Raw genomic sequence first — 26,944 nt, 5'->3', positions numbered from 1 at the left:
AATGTAAATGCCTTAGCTCGCTAGTTATTTATTAACTCATTCATTCAGCAGTGCCACCTGGTTGATCTCAATTCTTGCGTTCTTACGCAATTGCGCCTGTAGAGTCGATAACTGACGGATGGCTTTTTCCTGTGCCAGCGCCCTGCTGGCTTGATAACGCACGGTTTCTGATGCTGGATCCTGATAGCCTTCATTGCGTTTTTCCACCAGTACGATTTCCCAATAGGCTTTTTCGTCAGGTGCTACAGCAGCGCGTATGGGTGGAGATACCTTGCCGGGTTCTTGCATGTAGGCCAATTGCGCCAACCAGGATAATTTTCCTTGATGGACAATGATGCCCATGTCACCACCCTGCTGTGCATCAGGTGCGATGGAATACTGCCGTGCCAGGTCGGCGAAATTGGTGCCTTGGCGTGCCAGGTCGGCGACCTGCCTGGCCAGCACCTCATTGGCGAGGCGAATATGACGCGCTTTAACAGAAGTAATACGCTTGAACTCTTCCTTGTGAACTCGATAGTAGAGCTGTACTTCTTTGGGTTTTACTTCAGCCGCAAGCTGATTTAAGAGTCTGCTTTCCGAATCGGTATCTGCACCTATACCATGCAGGCTCATGATGGCTTGCACTGCATTTTTTTCTTCCAATGCCCGCCTCAGATCCTTGAGTGCCGACTCACCAAAGCGCTGACGTGCCCAGTCAAGCACATACAAATTGGCCAGATAGAGTTGCGCCTGCTGACGAATGGAGTCACGGTTACGGTTGAAAAACTCCACCCTTCCCTGCACATTCTGGCGACGGAAGATGTCATGCAGGCTAATACTGGCAGCTGGTGCGAAGTTGCAGCGCAAGACCATGACACGGGCAGCAACAGTCTGCTGTGCCAAGTTCAGACTATAGTCAAGCATGAGCCTGCTTCTGGGGCCGAAAACACTGTTCAACTCGTCTTCATCCAGCTTGCCTTGCTCCCGAATCAGCGCATCCAGCCTGCCACCTGCAAGCTTGCTGATAGCTGTTTCCAGATCTTTGCGATAAACGGTTCGCAGATAGCCGCTCAACTGATTATCCAAAGTCACATCGGGTTCAAAAGCCACCCGCCTGGATGACTGCAGTTCCTCTTCGGCAAACCGGCCACGGGCTTCTTCCGCAAGCAAGCGGTTGCTGACGATGCTGTCGAGGATATCGGCACGCCTGGTTTTGGGTTTATCCAGTTGCGCCATGTGGGCAAATACATCCAGTGTTAGCTTATAGACAGGAGTGCCATTGAGATGTGCTGCCAGTTCGTGTTGGGGTGTGGCCTGATTCATCACCATCACAGTGGGGGCAATGTCCACAGCCATTGCAGTGGACATTGCTGAACACAGTACAGATAGGCAGCCAACAATGCCTATTACACGCATTTTTCGTTGCAGGCCGTAGCCTTGTCTGTACATGATATGCCTCAACTGTTCAGGCGATTGGCGGCACGGTTCAACACATGAACCATCATGGCAATTGCGTGTGGCACGACCAGACGACCAGTGCGGACGCGGTCACTCTGGTCGGTAGATGAGAGAACGATACCGCCATTTTGATAAGAATAGGTACCGCCTTGTGTCAGTAATTGACGTATATCGGTAGCGTTAGGTGCCAATGGTGTGAAATCGGCCATCGCGGCTGCCACCAAAGCCGGGTCATTCAGGCTCTGGCTATCGTAATAGCTGTTGACCCATTGTTCCCAACCTGAGTGATTACGGGCTGATGTTGTCCAGGTATGGTGGGGCTGCAGCAAATCAGTAGAGTGCATGACAAAGCCCAGGCTCTGCAGGCTGGGGCTACTCAGGAACTGCTGGAACCAGTATTGCGCCAGATTATCGATGGGCTGGAAGGGGATTTTTTCAAAATCAGCATATTGGCTGGGTGTGGAATAACCACCCAGGCGATAATGTGCTTCGGTCACTCCATATGTGTTGTATTTGCTGCCGTCGCCAAACCAGCCCTTCATGCCACCAGGACCGTCATCAAGATAATCACCAACCAGCCAGGATGCCGCCAGATTGTCTACATCGCCAGCCACGGTAAGCTTGGCATAGTTATAGCCGCCAAAAGGGTTGCCGTGCACATCAGGGCCTGCAGTATGGTTTTGGAAATGCCAGTATGAAGTGTATTTGACGATGCTTTGTGCTGCACCCCAGACTGGTGCCAACTGGCAGTCGCCGGTAACAGCGCCGCAAATATAGGTATCGGCAAAGTCATCTACATCGTAAGCACCCTGGCCCATCGCTGTGGCGAATTGGTCTACGGTAATGCCAGCGCGTGCCAAGCCGCTTGCCAGCGCTTTATAGTTGGTCTTGTCAGGGTTGTTTTTCATAAAATTAACCGCGTCGATGGCAATACGACGATGGGTCTCTTGCAGGAACGCATGTGCAGGTGCAAAACTACAGAGCAAGGTGGCTATAGCCGCCAGTTTGAGAACAGATTTCATGGAACGTCCTTCAGGTTTGAGTATAAAAAGGAGCGAAACTTGGACTGCTGAAATGATCGCCGCGACAAGCCCCCATCTGTCTACGCAGAATGAATTGGGAAGCCATCGCAAGCACGCATAAATATTGGAAATTAAATAATATTAGCGCATTAGCTTTTTAACATGAACGGAAACTGAAAGCTTACTATTTTCTCTAGAATGTGACCTCTAGTTTTAGGTAACCAGCGCGTCACTTTTTGTGGGTAGATATTCAATTGAAACGAAATAATTCGTTACTCATATTTATCAAAATTGGATTTATCAAAATGGTAAACTGACGTTTTAGTTGTGATTTCTCAACATGAGAAAGTATTTGGCTTTTGTCGCCAAAATTTAGCCTATATTTAGTGACCTTTCTCTTTTAGATTTTTTATGCAATCGTTTAGCAGCACAAAGACAATAACAAACCCAGAAATTTTGTACGGTGAGGAAAGGCTTGATTTTTTACGAGAGGAAGTGCTGGCAGATTTGCTGGAGACAAGCGCGAATGCTTTTCCCGACAAGCTAGCCCTGATCTCTGGCGAACAGTCTGTCAGTTATCGCCAGTTAAATGCTGATGCAGATCGTGTTGCCTCTGTCTTGATTGCTGCCGGTGTGCGACCTGGGCACATTATTGGCTTATGGCTGCCGCGTGGCGTTAATTTGCTGCTTATGCAGGCAGCCATTGCCAAATCTGGTGCTGCCTGGCTGCCATTTGATGCTGATACCCCTATAGACCGCATAGCTATTTGCCTCAATGATGCAAATGCTTTTGGCATCTTGAGTTGTCAGGCTTTTGCACCACAATTAACCGGGCTAAGCTGCCAGAAATGGCTGGCTGAAGAAGCTTTAACTGATGTTGGGCAAACTATATTAAAGCGCGGGGTTGTCAAAGGCAGTGATCCAGCCTATGTGATTTATACCTCAGGCTCTACAGGCAAGCCTAAGGGCATATTGGTGAATCAGACCAGCATCTGCCATTTTTTACGTAGTGAAAACCATGTGTTGGGCATACGATATGATGATCGCGTGTACCAGGGATTTTCATTGGCATTTGATATGTCATTTGAAGAAATCTGGATCAGTTATCTGGTTGGCGCCACTTTGTGGCTGGCACCAAAAGAAATTACGGCTGATCCAGATGCTTTGCCGCTGGCCTTGAATGAAAACCGCATCAGCGTTTTACACGCTGTCCCCACCCTGCTCGCTTTGTTCAGCCATGAAGTTGATAGTCTGCGCCTGATTAATCTGGGTGGTGAGATGTGCCCCGAGGTGTTGGTCAAGCGCTGGTCGCGTCCTGGGCGGCAGATGTTCAATACCTATGGGCCGACGGAAGCCAGTGTATCGGCCAGCCTGGCGCAATTGCAGCCAGATCAGGCTGTCAATATAGGCAGGCCTTTGCCGAATTATTCTTTGCTGGTTATTGCGACCGATGTTGAAAACGGTCTGCGCCTCTTACCGGCAGGTGAAACTGGCGAGCTTTGCATTTCCGGCCCCGGCGTCGCGATGGGCTATCTTGGGCGACCTGATTTGACTGCTGAAAAATTCTTACCCAATCCCTGGACCAGAAATTCACATGAAGCCAGGTTGTATCGCACCGGTGACCTGGCCTGTTTTAATCCTGACGGCAGTGTGCAATGTCTGGGACGGGCTGATGATCAGGTGAAAATCCGCGGCTTCAGGGTTGAGTTGGGTGAAATTGAGTCTGTTTTAGCCAAACAAACTGGTGTGGGTGCAGTTGCCGTTGTCTTGCGTAAGGACGAAGAGATTGATCAGATTGTGGCTTTTATGGTCAACGATCAATTGCCTGCAAATTCTGAAGCCAGCGCTTTTGCACAGCATGCCGCTATCTTGCGTGCAGAATTGAGCCGGGTTTTGCCAGTTTATATGGTGCCTGCCAGGTTTGAATACCTGGCTGAAATGCCAAGACTGACTTCGGGCAAGATTGACCGCAACACGCTCAAGAAAATCGAGTTGGCCAAACAGGCGGCGAATAACGATTCTGATGTTCCGCAAACCGAAACAGAGGTCGTGCTGTTTGAAGCTTTGGCCAGTCTGTTTCCTGGGCAGGCAATACAGCGTGCATCAGATTTTTTTACAGATCTGGGTGGCCATTCTTTAATGGCAGCAAAGCTGGTGTCGATTTTGCGCAAACACCCTCGCTTTGCCTATTTCAGGATCAGTGACATTTATGCACATCGCATCATTGCAAAGATGCTGGATGTTCTTGAATCTACGGGACAAACCCAGGATGCCACTGCCGAAAGCAACAAGGCACAATGGGTAGCTGCCCCCGATTGGAAGCGCTGGCTTTGCGGTCTGGGACAGGCAGCGGCCATACCCTGGCTGGTGGCCATGCGCATGGTGCAATGGCTGGCACCTTTCTTCGCTTATCACTTCTTCACGGGCGATCCTGGAGACTCGATTGCGAGGGCAATTTTCTTGTCCGTTGGTGTTTTCTTATTATTGACGCTGATCGAATTTGCTGTCGCCATCATAGGCAAATGGCTGATTGTCGGGCGCCTGAAGCCCGGGCGCTACCCCTTGTGGGGATGGACTTATTATCGCTGGTGGCTGGCTGACAGACTGGTTGAGGCAGCCCCTGCCTATATGCTGAGCGGTTCTTCCTTATACACATGGTGGTTGCGTGCACTGGGTGCAAAAATAGGTTCTGATGTAGTAATAGGTTCAATGACTTTGCGTGTGCCAGATTTGTTGTGCATAGGCGATCGTTGCAGCATAGGCAATGCCAGTAATTTTGAAAATGCCAGGGTGCAGCATGGCGAGTTAATCCTGGGAACCATCACGCTGGAAGACGATGCGTATGCTGGGTCATATGCTGTGCTGGAAGGTAATGTACACATAGAAGCTGGTGGCCATCTTGATGGACAATCTGCACTGAGTGAGGGACAGCGGATACCAAAATCCAGAATCTGGAAAGGTTCCCCAGCCAGGGATGTGGGCGCGTTTGACGCCTCGATTTTCCCTCCAAGGCCACAGGCTACGCGCTTGCGTCTGATTGGTGAAACTGTGTTTTTTGTGTTTGGCTCACTCTTGATCAGCGCTCTGTTTTTCATGCCGGTTTTCCCCAGTTTTGTGACGATAGACTGGTTTGACAACTCCGAACTCTTCCCTGGTCTGCAAAGCAATTCAGTGGCTTTTCAGCTAGTAAAATATTTCTTGCTGGCTTTTCCTGCTACTGCGGTGTTAATTGTGTGCACTGCCCTGCTGTCTGCCGGCATACGCTGGAGTATTTTGCCAACCTTAAAGCAGGGACAATACCCAGTTCATGGCAATACTTATTGCGGCAAATGGCTGGTCAATCAAATTCAGGAATCCAGCCTGAATGTCTTGCATGGGGTATATGCAACGGTATATGCCCCCTTCTGGTATCGTTTGTTGGGTGCAAAAGTAGGACGTGGTGCTGAGATTTCAACCGCTTTGGGCGTCGTGCCAGACATGCTGACCTTAGGCGATGAAACTTTTATTGCTGATGCAGTATTGCTGGGTGATGAGCAAATCGATTGTGGCTGGATGAGCATGCATCCTACCGTGATTTCGCGTCGCAGCTTTGTTGGTAACGGCGCATATATACCTGACGGCACGATCTTGCCTGAAAACGTATTGATAGGCGTACATTCCAGTGCGCCGGATAATGAACAAATGCATGAGGGCGATACCTGGCTGGGTTCGCCAGCCATCCATTTGCCGGCCCGTGAGGAGACCAAAGGCTTCCCTGAAAACCTGACTTTCCGGCCTTCAGTAATTCGTCGTCTGGGACGTGGCTTGATTGAGGCTTTCCGTATCATTGCGCCGCATGCGATGGTGATTGCTGTTGGCTACACTATTGTTCTGGACTTGATGCCTTTGGCTGGCGATGACCGCTGGAGTGAAGTTGTGTATTACCTGGTTGTTGCCGGTTTGCTGTATGGCGTGGGCAGTTTTGCTTTTGTGCTGGTGTTGAAATGGTTACTGATTTTCCGTTACAAGAAAAGCAGTGTCCCCATGTGGACACCGTTTGTCTGGATATCAGAGGGCATCACCAATCTGTATGAAGGTATTGCGGTGCCGAATTTCATGCGTTATCTTCGTGGCACGCCGTGGCTGCCTTTGGTATTCAATCTGCTTGGTTGCAAAATCGGGCGTGGGGTGTACATGGATACGACAGATATTACCGAATTTGACTGTGTCAGCATCGGCGACTATAGCGAAATCAATGCCTTGGCCTGCCCGCAAACACATTTGTTTGAGGACAGAGTCATGAAAATTGATCATGTCAGTATTGGCGAGCGTGTGTACATGGGGCCACGCAGCTCGGTTTTGTATAGTGCCGTAGTAGCGAATGGTGCCAGTCTCGGTGCATTGACTCTGGTGATGAAGGGTGAATATATTCCCGCCAATTCCAGTTGGCATGGTTGCCCTGCTGCTATGACAGGCGCTTGATATGTTGATATGAACTGGTTTGCTCATCCACGGGATGGCAAGCCAGACCAGAGTTTGTTGATAAGGGCGGCTAATTTTAATATGGCCGCCCGTTATCCATGTCGTCGAATAAAAGAATTACGTGCGGGATAACGCACAGATGCCGTCGAGACAGTCTGTCATGATGAAACAGATCTTAAGCAAACATTAAGTAGATTCACTGAACTTGTGCAGGAATGGTACAAAACATAAGCGCTGACATGACAAAACTCCCAGAAAAATTTGCGCAAAAAACCACAACCCCAATGCCGAAAAAGACTATTCGCATTGAATTAGCGAAATCTACCATTGTAGCTATCGTTGCTGTGGTGTTAGGTTTTGCATTACTCTCGCAACTGGTTCCGGTCATTCTTGTATTGATCACTGCACTGATGCTGGTTGGCACTCTTAATCCGGCAGTTGACTGGCTTGAACATCATAAAATTCGCCGCTTTACCAGTATAGCGATCGTGTTCACTGTATTGATGATGGTCCTGGTCGCCTTAGCCGTTTTCACGGTACCGCCGTTTATTGCTCAAGTGGTTAGTCTGGTCGAGAAAGAGCCTGAATTGCGTGGACGCCTGATCAAATTTCTCGCTGCTTATCCCGTTACTGAATCTCTTGCGGACGGCTTGAGCCATATTCAATATGCTGCGCTCTTCAAATCCTACAGTAGCGAAGCAATGGCTTTTTCAAGAGGTTTCTTCGAGATTATTGCGTATGGTGCAGGTTCCTTCTTTCTTGCCTTGTACATCATGATAGACCGCGACCGCTTGCGCGGCGCATTGTTTGCAGTCATACCCCGCGCTCACCATATCAAGCTGGCACGCATCATGCTCAATCTTGAAACCATCGTTGGTGGTTACGTACGTGGGCAGGTTCTCACTTGCGCAATGATGACGGTCTTCCTCTTTATTCTGCTTACTGCCTGTGGCGTGCCGAATGCAATAGCAATTGCGGCGTTTGGTGGTATCGTGGACGTGCTCCCCTTTGTTGGTATCTTCCTCACCATGATACCTGCGGTGTTGGCGGCCCTGGCTGTCGGTGGTGTTGCCGCGACCGTAGTTTTCGTGCTGTTACTTTGCTATGAGGAATTTGAAAGCCGGATATTAATCCCCGTCGTCTATGGACGTGCGCTACGTTTGCCCTCTTCCATAGTGCTGTTCGCATTGATTGCAGGTGGTTCGCTGTATGGTATTGGAGGTGCACTGCTCGCGTTGCCGGTTGCGGCGACCTTGCTTATGCTGGTTGATGAGTTGAAAGTAGAATTGCCGGGTGAAAGTTTGCAACCCAGGGATTTGGCCGTACAAAGGGATGACATCGTCGGCGAGGCTGAATATCTGCGACGCACAGATGGCATGCCGGCGGAAGCAGCGGCAGGAATCGCGCTAGAAATTTCTGGCGATAGAAAACTCAGCGAAGAAGATAAAACAATGAAAGATTCAGTTCCGGCTGAGAATACGGTTGAAAATACTTAAGCTGGCGTAAATTGATCGTCCTTGACTTTGATGCCACACTATTTTTATTGACCCTTCTTAGGATATTTGGGCTGGCTCAACACTTGCCCCATTAATGCCGTACCTGGTGTTTCCCTGCCACCTGGGCCTGCTTCGAATCGTATATTTTCAAGCTGCAATTCTTCTTTGCACACAGCACATGCTGGTATGGCGCTGGTGATATGGCCACAGTGTTGATGACGTACAAGTAAAGGCTGCTGTCCTTCTGCTGTGCGCCATTTATCTCCCCAGGCAGTCAGAGCCAGTAATACTGGATACAAATCCCGTCCTTGCTGAGTAAGGCTATACCGCCATACACGCTTGTCCTGTTCATCGGTCCTGCGCTCAACGATGCCCTGCTCCATCATTTTTTTCAGTCGGGCTGTCAGAATATTGGATGCTACACCAAGATTGCGCTGAATATCATCAAAGCGCTCAAAACCCAGAAACAGATCGCGCAAAATCAGGAGTGACCACCACTCACCAATGACTTCCAGCGTGCGGGCAATCGAACAGGAAAAATCAGAAAAAGAGCTTCGCTCCATAATTTAGCTTGCTTGATGCAAGTTAACTGTTTACATTACTTGCATTATGCCAGTGAAAGTTAGCCATGTATGCTTATATCGTTGAGAATAAATTTCGCAAAACCTTTGCCGCTATCAACGCAGGCGATGTCAGTCTGATGCTTGATAGTCTGGCCACTGATTTTGCATATCGCTTTGAAGGAGATTCACCAATTTCTGGCTTACGTAATTCACGCGCATCCATGGCTTTGTGGTGGGAGCGCTTATTCCGCCTGTTCCCTGGCTTGCACTTTGAAGTAAAAGAAGTTGCTGTCATCGGACCACCGTGGGATACCCGTATCCATGCCGTGTTGGATTTTATTGTGCCGCACCAGCCAGATGGTCCCTACAAGAATATAGTGATGCAATTCATGCGCATGAGCTGGGGAAAGATCACCTACATCCATACACTGGAGGATACTCAGCGTTGCGGGCGTTATCTGGCATGGAGTGCCGCACAGGGATGTGACGAAGCATTGGCATCCCCTATTACTGATCAGTCCTGGCCTGGCCCCGGCCCTTTCCTGCGAGCTTAGAACTTGCACTTGGATATCAAGTGCTCAAATGCATATTTGCCAAAACCCTATCCCTCACAGAACCGGACTTGCTTGCAGCAAGCAAGTCCGTCCAATGTGATGGATATATTTGCTACCAAGAGTTATTCGTTCAATTGTGAGATGGTTTTACTAGCTCGCTTGAGCATGGCTCATTGTCTACCAATTAGCTTTGGACAAAATAATCAGCCATTTGCGGAACATCAGTATTTCCAGGTGCCCGGCCTGTATGCCTGTACTGCAATCGAGTACAGGATTTACATAATAAGAGCGCTGCCTGAAGTCGCGGCAGACAAAAATTTCACGGCGCCCCAGACGCATCAAAAATGATGTTGGGGCAAATTGCAGGCTGAAGCGTGTATCAAAGGACTGTTCGAGGTTTGCCATAATCAATCTCCATATCGGTTGGTATGTGATAGAGGAACGTTCGTCAAAACAGCCATGCGTTCATCCATGAAGCGAACTTTAACACAAAATACTGTATATGCAATCAGTATTATGTGACATTGTGGTTTTCTTATCTTCATACACTTCTACACAATCTCTTATCCCAGTCACGTAAGTCCAGCACATAAAATAAACTTTGAAGTCTTTCGCCATATTACATATACTGTATATTTAATCAGTATATGTAATATGACCCACGTTTCCTCACTTCCTCCTGAACGCATACACCCTGCATTGTGGCGTGCATCGCAGCTGGCGCGTTGTCAGGGTGGCTATCTGCCTAGTGGTTATGCTGAGCTCAATAACGAATTGCCAGGTAATGGCTGGCCGCAGGGGCAATTAACCGAAATTTTGCTGCCGCAGGTTGGCACTGCCGAACTCAGCTTGCTTAAGCCTGCCTTAAGTCAGCTTGATGGGCGCCCCATTGTTTTGTTGACGCCGCCTTATATACCGCAAGCATTGGCTTTTGCATGCACAGGTTTGCAATCATCGCAGTTGATATGGATACACTGCCAGAAGCATGTAGATGCCCTGTGGGCAGCAGAGCAGGTGCTGCGCAATAGCAGTTGTGGCGCGCTGTTGTTCTGGACATCCAGCATCCGTAGTGAAGCTTTGCGTCGTTTGCATCTGGCAGCACAAAGCTCGGAGACTTTATTCTTTTTGATGCGTGACATGCGGGCGGCACATCAAGCCTCTCCTGCCCCCTTGCGATTGAGTGTGCAAACCAGCCAATATGGCCTGGAACTAGGCATCCTCAAGCGCCGTGGCAGCCAGCGCGATGCGCCGCTGGCATTGCATGTCCCCGATCATCCTTATTTGTATGCCTATGCTCATCCATGCAAAGAAAAACTTGCGACAAACTATGGCAACCTGCCCTCCACTGTGGATAGCCGTTCACCTGCCTTTACTCCAGCTTGAGGTGTTTGTTACGCCCTTGTTTGCTCAGCAAGAGACGCAAGTCAGTGTGATTCTTCATCAAGGCCGGGTGACATCCATGTCTGAATCTGCCGATCAGGCTGGCATACGTCTGGGCATGCGCGCAGGGGGTGTGCAGATGCTGTCTGCCGATGCTGATTACTATCAGCGTGACCATAATAAAGAAAAGCTGGCGCTGCAGGCAGTGGCAACTGCGCTGCTGCAATACTCACCACAAGTCTGTCTGGCAGAAGACGATTGCATACTGGTTGATATCAGTGCCAGCCTGAGCCTGTTTGGTGGTATACGCGCTTTGCGTAAACGCGTGCAAGAAAGCATGCGCATTCTGGGCTATACAGCTACAACTGGCATTGCTCCCGTTGCCAGGGCTGCGTGGTTATTGGCCAAGCAGGCATCGCGCAAACTACCCAGAGGACAGCATGTTTTTAAACTGCAAAGATTGAGCCAGCGTCTGGACAGGCTACCAGTCAAGTTACTTACTGCAGCTGAGCCTTTGACTGAATTATTGCAGGGCATAGCCTGCTATAGCCTGCGGGATTTGCGGCAATTACCCCGCCCTGGCCTGCAGAGGCGTTGCGGCAAAGCTTTACTCATAGAGCTGGATCAAGCTTATGGTGAGCAAGCCGAAGTACACGAATGGTATCTGGCGGCACCAGAATTCAAAGTCAAAATGGAGTTGCCAGACCGTATAGAGCTTGCAGAATCACTTCTTATTTTTGCCCGCAGTCTGCTGGCCCAGTTACTGGGATGGCTGGCAGCACAGCAACTGGCAGTTACGCATATACACATGGAGTTATTGCATGAACGTGGCCGTCAGGCCATCCCACCGACCATGTTTGACCTGCAACTGGCACAAGCATGCTGGCAAGAGTCGCATCTGCTGAGTTTGTTTAAAGAGAAACTCAGCCAGCTCAAACTACATAGTGCCGTCATCGGCATGCTGCTGGAGGTAAAACAGACTATCTTGCGCGAAGCACAAAGCTATACCTTGTTCCCCGAACCTGGTGGACAAGCAAATGAACATAAGCGCTTGCTTGAACTCCTGGTCGCCCGTCTGGGCGAAGATAATGTCTTGCAGCCAGCACCACAAGCAGACCATAGGGCTGATATTGCCAATCACTGGATTTCTGTCATCAAGAAAGCTCCGCCACCTTGCCCTGCTCACGCTTTGGCAGCTTATGCCTTGCGCCCTAACTGGTTGCTACCGCAGCCGCTGGCGCTGGACATCCACGAGCATCGCCCTTATTACGGCTCAGAACTCAAACTTGTTTCTCCGGCTGAGCGTATAGAAGCAGGCTGGTGGAATGAGCAGATACAAACCCGGGATTACTACATCGCTGTCGATAAGCGCCATGTGCGTTACTGGATTTATCGCGAGCGCGCCAATGATCCCGACAGTGAAGAACCTGTCTGGTTCTTGCACGGCATTTTTGGATAGTATTTTGGATAGATCAGCATGAATACCTTCCTGCCCGAATATGCCGAATTATTTTGCATGAGCAATTTCAGCTTCCTGCATGGCGCATCACATTCAGAAGAACTGGTGGCGCGTGCGATTAAACTGGATTATCGCGCCCTGGCCATTACCGATGAATGCTCCTTTGCTGGCTTGGCAAGAGCATATACAGCAGCAAAAAATACCGGCTTGCATCTCATCGTCGGCGCCCACTTCAGACTGGAAGATGTAGAAGCACCTGAAAATAATGTGCATCTGATTGCTCTTGCACAAAATCGTGAAGGCTATGGCAATTTATCTGAAATGATCACTCTTGGCAGATGCCGGGCAACCAAGGGTAGTTACTTATTGACGCCCAAAGATTTCGTCACGCCACCGCCAGGTTTGGAACACTTGTCTGGCTTGCCAGATTGTCTGTTGATACTGGTGCCAATCTACCCTGCAGAAAGTGAACTACTACTGAAACAAGCGAAATGGTTGAAGCAAAACTTCCCTGGTCGCGCCTGGATAGGTTTGAATTTACTGATGCAAATTGCAGATGAATATCAGAAACAGCAAATTGATACAGTAGCTGAAGCAGTGCAATTACCCGTCGTTGCCATTGGTCAGGTCACCATGCATGTACGTTCACGCAAGCCCTTGCAGGATACGATGACTGCCATACGCCTGTGCCAGCCCATCACTGAGTGTGGTTATACCCTGGCGATGAATGCAGAGCAGCATCTACGCTCCCGCTTGCGGCTGGCGACGATCTATCCGCTGCATACCCTGGCCGAAACAGTGAAAATCGCGGATCTGTGCAGCTTTTCATTGAATGAATTGCGCTATGAGTACCCACATGAACTGGTGCCTAAAGGATATACACCAGCCAGTTATTTGCATGAACAGGTATATAAAGGTGCAGCATTACGATATCCGCAAGGTTTGCCTTTATCTGTCACACATAAAATAGAACATGAACTACTTCTGATTAATGAACTCGCTTATGAGCCTTATTTTTTAACGGTATTCGATATCGTTAAGTTTGCAAGAGAAAAAAGGATACTTTGCCAGGGGCGCGGCTCGGCAGCCAATTCTGTCGTTTGTTATTGCCTGCATATTACCGAAGTCAATCCAGAGACACATACCCTGTTGTTTGAGCGCTTCCTGTCCAAGGAGAGAGGTGAGCCGCCCGACATCGATGTCGATTTTGAACATCAGCGTCGCGAAGAAGTCATGCAGTATATTTATGAAAAATATGGACGTGATCGTGCTGCCATAGCTGCTGCTGTACACACTTACCACCCGCGCGGCGCCTTGCGTGATGTGGGAAAAGCCCTGGGCGTAGACCTGGCCATCGTCGATGCCGTGGCAAAATCACATCGCTGGTTTGATAGCAAGCAAGAATTATTCAAGCGATTCACTGAATGCGGCCTGGACATCAATTCTCCTATCGCCCAGCAATGGGCCTTGTTGACAGGTAAATTACTGCGTTTCCCGCGTCATCTATCCCAGCACAGCGGTGGCTTTGTCATCGCACGCGGCAAATTATCCAGGCTGGTGCCGATAGAAAATGCGGCAATGAAAAATCGTAATGTGATTCAATGGGATAAGGATGACCTTGAATCTTTGGGCCTGCTCAAGGTTGATGTGTTGGCCCTGGGCATGCTGTCGGCATTACGGCGGGCTTTTGATTTGATGGCTAGCTTGCCAGGCAAACCTAAGTGCATGCAGGATGTGCCACGTGAAGATCCACTGACTTATGACATGATCTGCAAGGCGGATACCATTGGTGTGTTCCAGATAGAATCCCGGGCGCAGATGAGTATGTTGCCGCGCTTGAGACCCAGAGAATTCTATGATCTGGTAATACAGATTGCCATTGTGCGGCCCGGCCCTATACAAGGTGGTATGGTGCACCCTTATTTACAAAGGCGTCAGGGCAAGCAACCTGTAGAAATGCACAAAAATCCGGGTATGCGGGCAGCGTTGCAACGCACTCTAGGGATACCTATTTTCCAGGAGCAGGTCATGCAAATCGCTATGCATGCGGCAGACTTTACGGCAGGAGAAGCGGATGGTTTGCGCCGTGCAATGGCAGCCTGGAAACGGAAAGGCGGCCTGGAAGGCTATGAAACCAGGATAGTAGAGACCATGGTCAAGAATGGTTATGAGCGTGATTTTGCACAAGGTATCTATGAGCAAATGAAGGGATTTGGTGATTATGGCTTTCCTGAAAGTCATTCAGCCAGCTTCGCCATCCTCGCGTATTTCAGTAGCTGGATCAAACGTCATGAGCCTGCAGTGTTTTTATGCTCGCTATTGAATTCTCAACCATTAGGTTTTTACTCGCCTTCGCAATTGATACAGGATGCCCGCCGTCATGATGTGCAAGTCAGCGCCATTGACGTGACTTGCAGTGACTGGGACTCTTCACTTGAGGCAGAGACGCAGTTCAATAAATTTACCGAGACCATGCAGCCCACCGTGCGCATGGGTTTCTCCTTATTGTATGGCATGTCCGAGGAAGCTGCCTTGCGTATCATGCAGGCGCGCCAGCAACAGACTTTTATTGATGTGCATGATCTGGCAAAGCGCGCGCAACTGAGCCAGCATGATTTGCATGTACTGGCTGCCGGCAATGCATTGTCAGGTCTGGCTGGACATAGAAGGCAGGCGTTGTGGCAGGCAGTAGGCGCAATGCCTGATAAGGATTTGTTGCGCGTCACCAAGGTACAGGAACAAATGCCGCAACTGAAAGCACCTTCAGAAGCTCAGGAGATTTATAGTGATTACCACGCGACCGGATTCAGCCTGCAGCGTCATCCCCTGGCTTTGTTGCGGCCACAGTTGCTGGCCAAACGCTTCTTGCCTGCAGAAATGCTGAATACCTTTCAGCAAGGGCAATTTGCGCGCGGCTGTGGCCTGGTCACGGTAAGACAAAGACCACAGACAGCCAAAGGCGTCATCTTTATCACCATAGAAGATGAAACCGGCCCGGTGAATGTCATCATCTGGCCAAATGTACTGGAAAAACAGCGTAGTGAAGTATTGAGTGCACCACTGCTGGGCGTATATGGTATATGGCAATGCGAAGCCGAAGTCAGGCATCTGGTTGCCAAACGCCTGGTGGATATGTCACATCTTCTGGGACAACTGGAAGTGGGTAGCAGGAACTTTTGTTAAGCTCCTTCTCACCTCTTCCCTGCTCTGCAAAGACGCAATAATTACTCTTGATTATCCTCAGGCAAAGTCAGGCGACCGGTGTGATAATCATATTCATAAACCTCGCCATAGCGCCCCCATTCTATGGCGACTTCGAGTACGCGTTTTGCTTCGTCAGACTTCAAAAACTCTTCCAGCAAATCTATTAGCGGTTGTTCAGACAGGCTGCCACTCGCTTCCGATTCCAGATTACGGCGTATATGTGCTGCCAATGGAACATGGGTCAGCAATTGCTGGCCAAACAATTCCTGCTTTTGCGCCTGCTCTACTTCTACATATTTTTTACCCAGCGGCGTCAACATGATGTCGCCTTTTTCCAGCACGGCGAAGCCCAACAGGCTTAAGGCCTCATAAGTCGGGAATAATTCTTCATCCGACAATTCAGCCTCTTCTGCCAGTTGCGGCAAATCGGCACGGCCGTTGAATGGGGCTTCTGCCAACAAATCGAGAATACCTTCGATGCGGCTGACATCCGTCTCAGGCAAGCGATAGCCCAAGTGGCGCGTATTGGGCGTATCTGCCGCAGCCTCATGCGTCGCGCGCATGGTCATCAAGCCATATACTTCATCAATCAAGGCACGGACTTCAAGCGAATCCACATCACGCGGCCTGGGCAGGTCTATCTTGATTTCGCATCTGACCGAGCCCGGGTCACTGGATAAAATAATGATGCGGTCTGCCATCATGACGGCTTCTTCAATATTATGAGAAACGATGAGGATACCCTTGGTGGATATGCGGTCATCTTCCCACAGCTCCAACATGTCATTACGCAGGGTTTCACCTGTCAACACATCCAGGGCAGAAAAAGCTTCATCCATGAGCAGCACATCAGGATTGGTAACCAGTGCCCTGGCTATACCCACACGCTGTTTCATGCCACCAGAAAGTTCACGTGGCAAGGCGCCACCAAAACCAGCCAGACCTATCAATTCGAGAACTGCATCGGCTCTTTGCTCCCGCTCTGCTGCTGGCACACCCTGAGCTTCGAGCCCCAGTTCCACATTCTGTTGCACAGTCAGCCACGGGAATAAGGCAAAGGACTGGAACACCATGGCTATACCAGCTACTGGCCCACCGATGGTCTTGTCACGATAAGCCACTTTGCCTGCATCAGCCGGTATCAAACCAGCCATGATGCGCAGTAAAGTAGATTTACCTGAGCCAGATTTACCCAGCAAAGCGACGATTTCACCATCTTTGAGTTGAAAATCAACCTTGTCCAGTATCAGGCGCGATTTACCATCCGCTGCTTTAAAGGATTTTGCGACCTGATTCAGATCGAGTAATAAATTTTGAGTCATCTTGAATTCCTTGATGAATGATCCAGGCGTAAGCGCTATGGCTCAACGCAGATGGTCTTCGGCCAGCAAATACAATTTGCGCCAGAAAAAACGGTTCAGCAGCATAACGAATATGCACATCACGCCTATGCCTAAAGCGATGCGGTGAAAGTCCCCAGTCTCCGTCATTTGCTTGATATAACTCCCCAAGCCATCAGCCACCAGTGTGGTTTTACCCCAGGTAACATACTCAGTCACGATACTCGCATTCCATGAGCCACCACTGGCAGTGATTGCGCCTGTGATATAGCTGGGGAAAACTGCAGGCAAGTACACCCGTTTCCATTTCAGCCAGCCTTTCAAACCCAGGTTGTCTGCAGCGAGCCGCAGTTCATTAGGGATAGTGGCAGCACCAGCCACGACATTGAACAGGATGTACCACTGTGTGCCAAACACCATCAAGGGGCTGAGCCAGATATTCGGCGTCAATTTGAATGTCACCATGGCAAATACCACCAGGGGAAACATCAGATTCACAGGAAACGCCGCCAGAAATTGCGCCATCGCCTGCACTTTTTGGGAATACTGGGGGCGCAAACCTATCCAGACTGCCACCGGCACCCAGAACAAGGAAGCCAGGGCAATCAGCAACATGACACGCACCAGGGTAATCAAGCCCAAGCCCAGCACATGCGCCACTTCAGCCCAGCCCACAACACTGTGTATGAAAATGAACAGGCTGTACATGGCAAAAACAGATGCCAGCAACAAAACTGTATCCAGGACTTTAGGCCAGGCCGGATGGGTAAAGCGTTGATTTACCTGCACAGTCGTACCATCACCTTGCACACTAAACCATGACAAGCCGCGCGCAAGGAAAAGCCAGAACCTGGCTATCCAGGCACGGAACAAACGGCTGTTACGCATCCAGTCCAGCAACCATGATTGCTGTGCTGTGTCACCTTGGGTTTCTTCAAAGCGGAACTTGTCAGCCCATGCCAGTAACGGGCGGAAAAATAATTGGTCATACAACAAAATACCGATGAGCATGGCCGCAATCGCCCAGGTGATGGCCATACCATCCCTGGCTTCAATCGCTACCGCGATATAGGAGCCTATGCCTGGCAATTTAATATCTTGACCTGCTACAGAAATAGCCTCCGCCGCCACCAGGAAAAACCAGCCACCAGACATGGACATCATCATATTCCAGAGCAAGCCCGGCATGGCGAATGGCAGTTCCAGACGCCAGAAACGCTGCCAGCCAGAGAGCCTGAAAATCTGCGCTGCTTCTTTCAATTCAGGCGGTACATTGCGTATTGACTGATACAGGCTGAATGCCATATTCCATGCCTGGGATGTAAAAATCGCAAAAATGGCAGCACATTCCACGCCCAGTAAATTACCAGGGAACAAGGCAATAAAAGGCGCAATCGCAATCGCCTGAAAGCCAAGAATAGGTACAGATTGCAAGATATCCAGCGCCGGTATCATGACTTTTTCAGCTGCCTGATATTTGGCTGCAATGGCTGCAAATATCAGGCTAAAAATCAATGAAAAGGCTAATGCAGTGAACATGCGCAAAATCGTGCGCAATAAATAGTAAGGCAGATAGGCAGGATCAAGACTGATTTGCAGTGCCTCGCCCACGGCGAAAGGACGGCTCATCTGCATGGCGGCAAAGGCAAAAATACCCAATATAGCCAGTACTAACGGGAGTAAAGCCCAATCCCAACGATTTGGACCTTTGCTCTCAGTGATTGCCTGGAAACGGAACAATTCAAACATGAATGCTCCTTAGCTCACTCAGGGTGAGAAAGAAAAAACGAGACATACCAGCCCTCCTGTCGCAGACTGAAGTCTGGACAAAGATAAACTACGCGGCAAAAGACCAGCCTGCTGACTAGCAATCAGCGCCACGCAAAATTTAAAACAAGGGTAAAAGTAGAGAGCAGCTTGCGCTGCGAAAGACTACTACCCGCCAAATGGCAAGGTAGCAAGAGAAAATCTGTGCTTACATTGCCATATTGATTGAAAATCGACAACTATAACTGTCCACAGATGTGCTCCGAAAATGAGATGCGCGAACTTTAACATAGACTTTGTTTTGCAGGCAAGATGTTGCGATGCAAAATTTTATTTCTTTACGGCTTGCATGCGCTCTTTCAGGATGGCAGCAATTTCTCTTTGCTCCACTTCCACTGCGAAGTCGAGCGCGGTTAAACCCAGGTCATTCTTTAACGTGGGATCAGCGCCTTCTTCCAGCAAAAGATTGACGATAATATGCTTGCCCGAGCGGGCAGCCATCATCAGGGGAGTAGTTTTGTTTGGCGATTCAGCGTCTATGTAAGCTGATTTTTCCAGCAATAAGGCAACAATATCCTTGTTGCCGCCTGCCGCCGCATAGTGCAAGGCACACCAGCCGACTTGATTAATCTCGGCGCCACGCTCAACCACGGCCTTAACGAAGGGAAAATTACCAAGATAGCTGGCCAACATCAAGATGGTGTCGCCGTTACTGGCTCTGGCTTCAAGTTTGATATCTTTGCGATCAAGCAAGGCTTGGAAGACTTTTTTTGAATCTTCACGCAAAGCAATCATCAACAAGGTTTCGCCACGAATTGCTTCAGTGATATTCACGCTCACACCACGTTGCAATAACTCTTTGACCTTATCGACCTGATCAAAGCGTACAGCAAAAATCAAATCTTCCCGGTCGTCAGCAAATGCACAGGCAGAAGATAGCCACAATAATAAACAAGCCAGGCAACGCAGATGAAATTTTCTTGATGAGAAGAATGCAGATGACAAGGCTGTTTGCATATCAGACCTTAATGGGCAAATTGAAACAATTGGAAGAAATTTCTGGTCGTAGTCTCTTGCACTTCTTTGACAGAGATACCTTTTAAATCTGCCAAAAATTCACCCACATGTCGCACAAAACCAGGTTCGTTCATCTTGCCACGATGTGGCGCTGGTGCCAGATAAGGTGAATCAGTTTCTATCAAAATACGGTCCAGCGGCAAGGCTTTTGCCACTGCCTGCAAATCTTTGGCACTTTTGAAGGTGAGGATGCCAGAGAAGGAAATATAAAACCCCAGATCCACTGCCGCTTGCGCAACTTCCAGCGACTCGGTAAAGCAATGCATGACACCGGCCACACCACCCTGCGCTGTACCTGCGCCCTCTTCTTTCATGATGCGTATGGTATCTTCCGCTGCTGCCCGGGTATGTATGATCAATGGTTTGCGGCAAATGCGAGATGCACGGATATGCTGCCTGAAACGCTCACGCTGCCACTCCAGATCGCCCTTCAATCTGAAATAATCGAGACCGGTTTCACCGATGGCAATGATTTTGTCGTGATCCGACAGCTTGACCAATTGCTCTGCTGTCGGTTCTTCTGTTTCTTCATAGTCAGGATGTACGCCTACGGATGCATAGATGTGCGGATACTGTTCCGCCAATGCCAGTACTTGTGGAAAATCGGGCAAATCAACCGAGACGCATAGCGCATGGGTCACCCCATTTTCCTGCATCTTGCTCAATATCTCAGGTAAACGCTCAGCCAGTTCGGGGAAATTGATATGACAATGGGAGTCAACGTACATGCTTGCTACTCTTAAGGAAATTTGATGCCATGATCAGTCAGCAAACTGAGGTCAAACCTCATTTTGCTGAAATCAATTGTAATACGGCTTGCGCCGAGACGTTGGCAGTGTCGCGCAAGAGGGAGTGATGCATATCGATGAAACGCTGTTTAAGGCGTTCCTGCAAGGCTTCGTCACTTAACTGCTGCCACAGGGCATCTGCCATCACATCTGGCCTGGCGGCAGATTGCAAAAATTCTGGCACCAGGAATTCACGCGCCAGTATATTCGGCAAACCTATCCAGGGCTGGTAACCCATATGGCGCAATATTTGCCATGAGGCTTCCATCATCTTGTAGGCAATCACCATAGGCTTTTTGAATAAAGCCACTTCCAGTGACGCAGTCCCTGATGCGACCAGTACTGCATCTGCGGCTGCAATGGCAGTATGCGAACGGCCATCAATCAGTAGCACAGGCACATTATCGAGTTTAGCCTCGACCACCAGCTTGATGTAATAACTGCGCTGTTTTTCGCCAGCCATAGGCACAACGATTTGCAAATGTGGGTCACGCTGGCACAGTATTTTGGCCGTCTGGATAAAGGCTTCCGTATTGTATTTGATCTCGGACATACGGCTGCCCGGCAAGATCGTGACAACTCTGGCATTCTTGTCGAGGCCCAGTTCGTCCCTGGCTGCAGCCATGTCCGTTTCCATGGGAATGACTTGTGCCAGCGGATGACCCACATAAGTCACAGGTATACCAGCATTGCGGTATATCTCTTCTTCAAAGGGAAACACCACCAACATATGGGATACAGCTTCAGCTATCTTTTTGATGCGGCCACCACGCCAGGCCCAGATCGATGGACTGATATAGTGCATGGTGGGAATGCCGGCACGCTTCAACTGGATTTCCAGATCCAGATTAAAGTCTGGTGCATCGACACCGATGAAAACATCCGGTTTTTCCAGCAATAACTGTTCGCGCAATTGCTTGCGTATGCCGCTGATTTCACGATAATGCGCCAGCACTTCAAACAAACCGCGCACGGACAGTTTTTCCATGGGCCAGTCGTTAATAAAGCCATGTTCAGCCATGCGTGGGCCACCTATGCCGTGCATATGGGCATCAGGCAAGGCCGGGCGCAAGCCGGACAAGAGACGGTTGGCCAGCATGTCGCCTGAGGTTTCTCCGGCAACCATGGCAATGATGGGGCGATTAGCTTGAGTTGTCACAGCAGCTTAACGGACAATGCCGCGTGTTGCAGCATCCAGGAAATGACGCATGGATTGCACGTGAAGTGCCGCATCTGCTTCCAGTTCAGCAATCTGTTCATCTATCGCTGCTTTGGCTTCTTCCAGGGTCAAACCGGATTTATAGATCAGCTTATAAGTTTGACGTATGGCTGAGATTTGTTCGCGGCTAAAGCCTCGACGCTTCAAACCTTCAACATTAATGCCATGCGCTGCTGCCGGATTGCCATTCAACATGACGAACGGCGGCACGTCCTGCAGCAAGGAGGTACCCATGCCGCACATCGCGTGTGCACCTATCTTGCAAAACTGGTGCACATTGGTAAAACCACCCAGTATCACCCAGTCACCTACGTGTACATGACCCGCCAAAGCGGCATTATTGGCGAATATGACGTTATTACCAACCTGGCAGTCATGTGCCAGATGCACATAAGCCATAATCCAGTTGTCGTTACCCAGGCGGGTTACGCCATTATCCTGAACCGTACCCAGATTGAAGGTGCAAAATTCACGAATGACGTTATTGTCACCAATTTCAAGGCGCGTAGGTTCACCCGCATATTTTTTGTCTTGCGGTGCGGCGCCTATGGATGAGAACTGGTAAAAAGTATTATTACGACCTATCGTCGTATGTCCTTCAATGACGACATGCGGGCCTATCCTGGTACCTGCCGCTATCGTCACATTGGGGCCGATAATGGAATATGCACCCACTTCAACCGTGCTATCCAGCTTGGCTTTGGGGTCAATCAGCGCGCTTGGGTGGATATGCATTATCTAGCCCTCCTTGGCTTCATCTTTCGTACGCATGGTGCACATCAATTCGCCTTCTACCGCCAATTGACCATCGACTGTTGCCCTGGCCTTGTATTTCCAGATACCGCGTGCGACCTTGATGATTTCAACTTCCATCTTCAACTGGTCACCAGGCTCAACTGGACGCTTGAAACGTGCGCCATCAATGCCGAGGAAATACACGATGGTGTTTTCATCAGGTTTTTGGCCCATGGTCAGGAATGAGAGGATGGCAGCAGTCTGCGCCATCGCTTCTATCATCAATACGCCAGGCATGACAGGTTTGTTCGGGAAGTGTCCATTAAAGAACTCTTCGTTTGCCGTGACATTCTTGATGGCGGTAATGGTTTTCCCATTTTCCCAGCTCAGTACGCGATCTACCAGCAACATAGGATAACGGTGGGGCAGGTATTCTTTGATTTGATTAATGTCCAGGCTATTCATGATCTTTTTCAGTCAGTGTTTTCATTGTTTTTTCGAGATAACGCATTTTTTCACGCATACCCGACAAATTGCGTACGATGGCAGCAGTTTTTTCCCAGTCGGCATTCTTTGCCAAGGGATAGAAGCCAGTATATTGGCCTGGTTCCAGGATGGAGCGCGATACCATGCTGGCAGAAGAAATATGCACATTGTCGACGATGGTGAGGTGTCCCAGCACCATGGCCGCACCACCAAATGTGCAATATTTACCTATCCTGGCACTACCTGCCACGCCCACGCAGCCAGCCATGGCAGTATGCGCGCCTATGTGGCAGTTATGGCCTATCTGTATCTGGTTATCCAGCTTTACGCCTTCTTCTATGATGGTGTCGGCCAAGGCGCCACGGTCTATGCTGGTGTTTGCGCCGATTTCTACATCGTCACCAATCAGCACCCTGCCCGTTTGCGGGATTTTTATCCATTGGCCTTTTTCATTGGCAAAGCCAAAACCGTCTGCACCTATCACTGCGCCAGAATGGATGATGCAACGCTGCCCCAGAACACAATAGTCATAAATACTGACATTCGCATGGATCAGACTGTTGTCACCTATCACCACACCACGACCTATGACAGCACCCGGCTTGATGACGACATGCTCGCCAATTACGGCTTCAGCATCGATACTGACATTGGCACCTATGCTGGCAGTTGCTGCCACGATTGCCAGCGGACTGACCCAGGCAGCGGGATGCACACCTACTGTTGCAGGTATCGCATTAAGCGAAGCAAAATATTGCGCCGCACGGGCAAAGTACACATAGGGCTGCGGGACTATCAGGCAAATGCCGGCATAGTCTTTGCCAATTTGCTCAAAATCAGCCTGCGTCAATATCAATGCTGCGGCTTGTGTAGCGGCGGCTTGATGACGTAATTTGGGATTGGATAAAAAGGTAATATGCTGTTCACTGGCTTCACTCAGAGGAGCAATGCCAGTAACAGTAATATCAGGTGAACCAGTCAATTGACCACCGAAGCGATCGACCAATTCACCCAGCCGAATGCTTGCGGTCATAGGAATTATTTGGAGAGTGCTTTGAGAACTTTGTCAGTGATGTCGATACGGGCGCTGTGATAGACAGAATCTTGCAAGACCAGATCAATTTTTTCAACTTCTGCAATTTGCTTGATCACTTTTTGCGCACGTTCTACCAAAGACGCGATCTCTTCGTTCTGACGCTGATTCACATCTTCATTGTAAGAACGCTGCTTGCGTTTGAAAGTCTGGTCCAGTTCGGTAATTTCACGCTGGCGAACCACACGGTCAGCCTCTGACAATAAAGGCGCATCTTTTTCATACTTTTCAGCAGTCGCCTTCAATTTTTTTGCCAGGCTTTCCAGTTCCTCGCCACGTTTTTGAAATTCGACTTTCAGCTTGGCTTCTGCCGCTTTTGCAGGCACGGATTCACGCATCACCCTTTGAGAATCAAAGATGGCTATTTTGGTGTCCTGCGCCTGAGCTTGAGCAACGCTGAAAACGCAAGCCGCACAAACCATCAAGCGTTGCAACAATTTGGTCGGGGTAGTATGTTGACTCAAAATAATCTCCGTAACACGTACTAAAACAAAACACAGCCAAACATAAGAAATTAGAACCCTGTTCCCATCTGGAACTGGAAGGTTTGTTTCTTATCGTCTGCCTTGGCATTCAAGGCTTTACCAAAGCTGAGCTTCAATGGGCCAACTGGTGATATCCAGCTTATACCGATACCGGCAGAAAAGCGTAAGTCTTTCGCCCGGATTTTTTGACCTTCATCAAATACATTGCCGCCATCCACAAAAGTGAACCAGCGCAAAGACTTATCAGCCCCTGGGAAAGGAATCTGCAATTCTACATTAGCCAGCAAGCGGGTTGCACCACCCAAAGCATCGCCATTTGGATCTTTGGTTCCCAAAGAAGATGGCTCATAGCCACGTACCGAGCCTATACCGCCAGCATAAAAGTTCTTAAACAGTGGATAAGGCTTGCCACCAAGGCCATGACCGTAGTCAATTTCACCGTTCAAAGCCAGAACGATGGAGCGATAAACGGGCTGGAATAATTGTGCATTATAAATCGCACGATAATATTTAAAGCTGCCTACAGCCGCCAATTCGAGGTTGGCACGTTGATAACGACCTATCGTCGGCGTCAATACGCTATCACGGCTATCCCTTTGCCAGGCCGCGGTCAATGGGAAAGAATTGGTTACTGCCTCACCAATACCATAGTCTATCGCCGTCGTATCTTTGGAGCCAGTGCCATAATCAGCAACATATTTCAGGTAACGATATGGACTGCCGTAGTAAGTTTCAACCTTGGTGCGCTCAAAGCCAAGACCAAAGAACACGGTATCAACTTCAGAGAATGGCACACCAAAACGCAATGCACCACCAGTAGTCTGGATTTTATAGTCACCAATACTACCAATAATCGGACGCGTGGTACGAATATACGCTTCCACATTGCGGCTCACGCCATCATCCGTGAAGTATGGATCAGTATGGGAAAGCGCAATCGTACGATTCTGGCGACTAGTGTTGATATCCAAACCTATCGTGTCACCACTGCCAAAGGCATTGGCTTGCTGGATCGAACCGGTAAGTGTTAATCTTTCTGCACTGGAATAGCCAGCACCAAACATCAGGTTACCGGTAGGTTTTTCAGTCACAGTCAGGTTGACGTCAACTTGATCAACACTGGTAGGTACTTCAGGCGTTTCTATCGTGACATCTTTAAAGTAGCCAAGACGCTCCACACGGTCACGTGAGGTTTTGATTTTTTCACCGTCATACCAGGAACTTTCAAACTGACGGAATTCACGGCGGATAACTTCATCACGGGTGCGGGTATTACCGGCCAGGTTGATACGGCGCACATAAACACGTTTACCTGGGTCAACAAAGATGGTGAATGCAACTTCTTTCTTTTCTTTATTCAGGGTAGGATTTGCATTCACGTTAGCAAAGGCATAACCGAAATTACCCATGCGCTCAGAAATGCGCTTGGTGCTTTCCGTCAGACGGGCTGCATTATAGACATTGCCTTTTTTGAGCAACAGCAAAGAGGCTAGCTCCTCTTCCCTGCCCATGGTGTCACCTTCAAGCTTGATATCGGAGACAGTATATTTATCGCCCTCATCAATATTGATGGTGATGTAGATATCCTTTTTATCTGGTGTAATGGAAATCTGGGTGGACAAAATCTGCATTTCCAGATAACCACGGTTTTGATAGAACGAACGCAAAGTCTCGATATCGCCAGACAGTTTTTGCTTGGAATATTGATCCGCCTTGGTGTACCAGGTAAACCAGCCAGGTGTCGTCAAGGTCAGCAAATCACGGATTTCACCGTCAGAAAAATCTTTATTGCCAATAATATTGATTTGAGCAATCTTTGCCACATCACCTTCATCGACGGCAAAAGTGACGTTCACACGATTACGTTCAATCGGCGTGATGGTGGTTGTGATTTGCATGCCATACAAGCCCTTGGACAGGTATTGGCGTTTGAGTTCTTGTTCGGCGCGGTCAACTGTTGCCTTATCGAAAATACGTGATTCACCGACGCCTATGTCTTTCAAGGCTTTGACGAGTGCATCTTTTTCAAATTCTTTAGTACCGGTGAATTCTACACCGGCAATAGTAGGACGTTCTTCCAGCAAGACGATCAAGACACCGTCTTGTACTTCTATCTGAACATCCTTGAAGAAACCCGTTGCATACAGGGATTTGATCGCAGTGGTACTTTTTGCGTCATCAAATTGTTCGCCGACTTTTACTGGCAAATAACTAAATACAGTACCAGCTTCTGTCCGTTGCAAGCCTTCTACACGTATATCCTTGACGGTGAAGGGCTCAATCGCGAGTGCGTTTCCGGTGCAAAGTGCCAGTGCAGCCAAAGATAAAGCATGACGACGAAAATGGGCTAAAGTGAACTGCTCTATATGTAATTTCAT

General features: G+C 49.1%; 20 protein-coding genes. 6 read left to right on the top strand and 14 right to left on the bottom strand.

Annotated features, from left to right (window positions below):
- Positions 1–36 precede the first annotated feature (36 nt).
- A complete protein-coding gene (locus tag AC3WQT_RS12825) occupies positions 37–1,347 on the bottom strand; it encodes a peptidylprolyl isomerase (RefSeq protein ID WP_492704343.1) in 1,311 nt (436 codons plus the stop codon).
- A gap of 89 nt (positions 1,348–1,436) precedes the next feature.
- Complete coding sequence (locus AC3WQT_RS12820) at positions 1,437–2,459, bottom strand: phospholipase (protein ID WP_492704342.1); 1,023 nt, start codon at positions 2,457–2,459, stop codon at positions 1,437–1,439.
- A 411-nt stretch (positions 2,460–2,870) separates the two neighbouring features.
- Here AC3WQT_RS12820 and AC3WQT_RS12815 point away from each other — a divergent pair, with 411 nt between their 5' ends.
- Both AC3WQT_RS12815 and AC3WQT_RS12810 read left to right on the top strand, forming a co-directional pair.
- The gene (locus tag AC3WQT_RS12815) at positions 2,871–6,920 is read left to right on the top strand and encodes a Pls/PosA family non-ribosomal peptide synthetase (RefSeq protein WP_492704341.1); all 4,050 of its coding nucleotides are present in this window, start codon (positions 2,871–2,873) and stop codon (positions 6,918–6,920) included.
- A gap of 239 nt (positions 6,921–7,159) precedes the next feature.
- Positions 7,160–8,416, top strand: a complete 1,257-nt coding sequence (locus AC3WQT_RS12810; RefSeq protein ID WP_492704340.1) for an AI-2E family transporter — start codon at positions 7,160–7,162, stop codon at positions 8,414–8,416.
- A 44-nt stretch (positions 8,417–8,460) separates the two neighbouring features.
- On the opposite strand, the gene AC3WQT_RS12805 is transcribed toward AC3WQT_RS12810, so the two are convergent.
- On the bottom strand, positions 8,461–8,979 hold the full coding sequence (locus AC3WQT_RS12805) for a winged helix-turn-helix transcriptional regulator (RefSeq protein WP_492704339.1): 519 nt from the start codon (positions 8,977–8,979) through the stop codon (positions 8,461–8,463).
- A gap of 65 nt (positions 8,980–9,044) precedes the next feature.
- Here AC3WQT_RS12805 and AC3WQT_RS12800 point away from each other — a divergent pair, with 65 nt between their 5' ends.
- Positions 9,045–9,533 (top strand): nuclear transport factor 2 family protein, encoded by a 489-nt coding sequence (locus tag AC3WQT_RS12800; protein WP_492704338.1) that lies wholly within the window; start codon positions 9,045–9,047, stop codon positions 9,531–9,533.
- Positions 9,534–9,710: 177 nt separating this feature from the next.
- On the opposite strand, the gene AC3WQT_RS12795 is transcribed toward AC3WQT_RS12800, so the two are convergent.
- On the bottom strand, positions 9,711–9,938 hold the full coding sequence (locus AC3WQT_RS12795) for a hypothetical protein (RefSeq protein ID WP_186951405.1): 228 nt from the start codon (positions 9,936–9,938) through the stop codon (positions 9,711–9,713).
- Positions 9,939–10,187: 249 nt separating this feature from the next.
- Here AC3WQT_RS12795 and imuA point away from each other — a divergent pair, with 249 nt between their 5' ends.
- The 3 genes from imuA to AC3WQT_RS12780 are packed head-to-tail and all read left to right on the top strand — an operon-like array spanning position 10,188 to position 15,555.
- The gene (gene imuA / locus AC3WQT_RS12790) at positions 10,188–10,916 is read left to right on the top strand and encodes a translesion DNA synthesis-associated protein ImuA (protein ID WP_492704337.1); all 729 of its coding nucleotides are present in this window, start codon (positions 10,188–10,190) and stop codon (positions 10,914–10,916) included.
- The gene (locus tag AC3WQT_RS12785) at positions 10,861–12,372 is read left to right on the top strand and encodes a Y-family DNA polymerase (RefSeq protein ID WP_492704336.1); all 1,512 of its coding nucleotides are present in this window, start codon (positions 10,861–10,863) and stop codon (positions 12,370–12,372) included. Before imuA ends, AC3WQT_RS12785 begins: the two co-directional genes overlap by 56 nt.
- A gap of 18 nt (positions 12,373–12,390) precedes the next feature.
- Positions 12,391–15,555 (top strand): error-prone DNA polymerase, encoded by a 3,165-nt coding sequence (locus AC3WQT_RS12780; RefSeq protein ID WP_492704335.1) that lies wholly within the window; start codon positions 12,391–12,393, stop codon positions 15,553–15,555.
- A gap of 41 nt (positions 15,556–15,596) precedes the next feature.
- Here the strand turns inward: AC3WQT_RS12780 and AC3WQT_RS12775 are convergent, their stop codons facing one another.
- The 10 genes from AC3WQT_RS12775 to bamA form a co-directional block, all read right to left on the bottom strand.
- A complete protein-coding gene (locus AC3WQT_RS12775) occupies positions 15,597–16,898 on the bottom strand; it encodes an ABC transporter ATP-binding protein (RefSeq protein WP_492704334.1) in 1,302 nt (433 codons plus the stop codon).
- A gap of 42 nt (positions 16,899–16,940) precedes the next feature.
- Entirely contained in the window at positions 16,941–18,665 is a 1,725-nt protein-coding gene (locus AC3WQT_RS12770; RefSeq protein WP_492704333.1) for an ABC transporter permease, read from the bottom strand.
- 348 nt (positions 18,666–19,013) lie between these two features.
- Positions 19,014–19,688, bottom strand: coding sequence for an ankyrin repeat domain-containing protein (locus AC3WQT_RS12765; protein WP_492704332.1), 675 nt, complete (start codon positions 19,686–19,688; stop codon positions 19,014–19,016).
- Positions 19,689–19,708: 20 nt separating this feature from the next.
- Complete coding sequence (locus AC3WQT_RS12760; RefSeq protein WP_492704331.1) at positions 19,709–20,488, bottom strand: TatD family hydrolase; 780 nt, start codon at positions 20,486–20,488, stop codon at positions 19,709–19,711.
- A gap of 58 nt (positions 20,489–20,546) precedes the next feature.
- Positions 20,547–21,707 (bottom strand): lipid-A-disaccharide synthase, encoded by a 1,161-nt coding sequence (lpxB, locus tag AC3WQT_RS12755; RefSeq protein ID WP_492704330.1) that lies wholly within the window; start codon positions 21,705–21,707, stop codon positions 20,547–20,549.
- Positions 21,708–21,713: 6 nt separating this feature from the next.
- Positions 21,714–22,502: an acyl-ACP--UDP-N-acetylglucosamine O-acyltransferase gene (gene lpxA, locus AC3WQT_RS12750; protein ID WP_492704329.1), complete on the bottom strand. Its 789-nt coding sequence runs from the start codon at positions 22,500–22,502 to the stop codon at positions 21,714–21,716.
- A gap of 3 nt (positions 22,503–22,505) precedes the next feature.
- Positions 22,506–22,967, bottom strand: coding sequence for a 3-hydroxyacyl-ACP dehydratase FabZ (gene fabZ / locus AC3WQT_RS12745; RefSeq protein WP_422949882.1), 462 nt, complete (start codon positions 22,965–22,967; stop codon positions 22,506–22,508).
- Positions 22,960–24,021, bottom strand: coding sequence for a UDP-3-O-(3-hydroxymyristoyl)glucosamine N-acyltransferase (lpxD, locus tag AC3WQT_RS12740; protein WP_492704328.1), 1,062 nt, complete (start codon positions 24,019–24,021; stop codon positions 22,960–22,962). Before lpxD ends, fabZ begins: the two co-directional genes overlap by 8 nt.
- 5 nt (positions 24,022–24,026) lie before the next feature.
- A complete protein-coding gene (locus AC3WQT_RS12735) occupies positions 24,027–24,545 on the bottom strand; it encodes an OmpH/Skp family outer membrane protein (RefSeq protein ID WP_492704327.1) in 519 nt (172 codons plus the stop codon).
- A 50-nt stretch (positions 24,546–24,595) separates the two neighbouring features.
- The gene (bamA, locus tag AC3WQT_RS12730) at positions 24,596–26,944 is read right to left on the bottom strand and encodes an outer membrane protein assembly factor BamA (RefSeq protein ID WP_492704326.1); all 2,349 of its coding nucleotides are present in this window, start codon (positions 26,942–26,944) and stop codon (positions 24,596–24,598) included.

This window comes from Undibacterium sp. FW305-107 (assembly GCF_058788535.1).
This window is presented reverse-complemented; position numbering and strand designations above follow the sequence as displayed.

Bases quoted from the DNA above. Each gene is read 5' to 3' on its own strand.
- AC3WQT_RS12775 (WP_492704334.1), bottom strand. From the start codon at position 16,898: ATGACTCAAAATTTATTACTCGATCTGAATCAGGTCGCAAAATCCTTT.
- AC3WQT_RS12780 (WP_492704335.1), top strand. From the start codon at position 12,391: ATGAATACCTTCCTGCCCGAATATGCCGAATTATTTTGCATGAGCAAT.
- AC3WQT_RS12800 (WP_492704338.1), top strand. From the start codon at position 9,045: ATGTATGCTTATATCGTTGAGAATAAATTTCGCAAAACCTTTGCCGCT.
- lpxD (WP_492704328.1), bottom strand. From the start codon at position 24,021: ATGACCGCAAGCATTCGGCTGGGTGAATTGGTCGATCGCTTCGGTGGT.
- AC3WQT_RS12785 (WP_492704336.1), top strand. From the start codon at position 10,861: ATGGCAACCTGCCCTCCACTGTGGATAGCCGTTCACCTGCCTTTACTC.
- AC3WQT_RS12815 (WP_492704341.1), top strand. From the start codon at position 2,871: ATGCAATCGTTTAGCAGCACAAAGACAATAACAAACCCAGAAATTTTG.
- fabZ (WP_422949882.1), bottom strand. From the start codon at position 22,967: ATGAATAGCCTGGACATTAATCAAATCAAAGAATACCTGCCCCACCGT.
- AC3WQT_RS12825 (WP_492704343.1), bottom strand. From the start codon at position 1,347: ATGTCCACTGCAATGGCTGTGGACATTGCCCCCACTGTGATGGTGATG.
- bamA (WP_492704326.1), bottom strand. From the start codon at position 26,944: ATGAAATTACATATAGAGCAGTTCACTTTAGCCCATTTTCGTCGTCAT.
- AC3WQT_RS12795 (WP_186951405.1), bottom strand. From the start codon at position 9,938: ATGGCAAACCTCGAACAGTCCTTTGATACACGCTTCAGCCTGCAATTT.
- AC3WQT_RS12820 (WP_492704342.1), bottom strand. From the start codon at position 2,459: ATGAAATCTGTTCTCAAACTGGCGGCTATAGCCACCTTGCTCTGTAGT.
- AC3WQT_RS12810 (WP_492704340.1), top strand. From the start codon at position 7,160: ATGACAAAACTCCCAGAAAAATTTGCGCAAAAAACCACAACCCCAATG.
- lpxA (WP_492704329.1), bottom strand. From the start codon at position 22,502: ATGCATATCCACCCAAGCGCGCTGATTGACCCCAAAGCCAAGCTGGAT.
- AC3WQT_RS12770 (WP_492704333.1), bottom strand. From the start codon at position 18,665: ATGTTTGAATTGTTCCGTTTCCAGGCAATCACTGAGAGCAAAGGTCCA.
- imuA (WP_492704337.1), top strand. From the start codon at position 10,188: ATGACCCACGTTTCCTCACTTCCTCCTGAACGCATACACCCTGCATTG.
- AC3WQT_RS12805 (WP_492704339.1), bottom strand. From the start codon at position 8,979: ATGGAGCGAAGCTCTTTTTCTGATTTTTCCTGTTCGATTGCCCGCACG.
- AC3WQT_RS12760 (WP_492704331.1), bottom strand. From the start codon at position 20,488: ATGTACGTTGACTCCCATTGTCATATCAATTTCCCCGAACTGGCTGAG.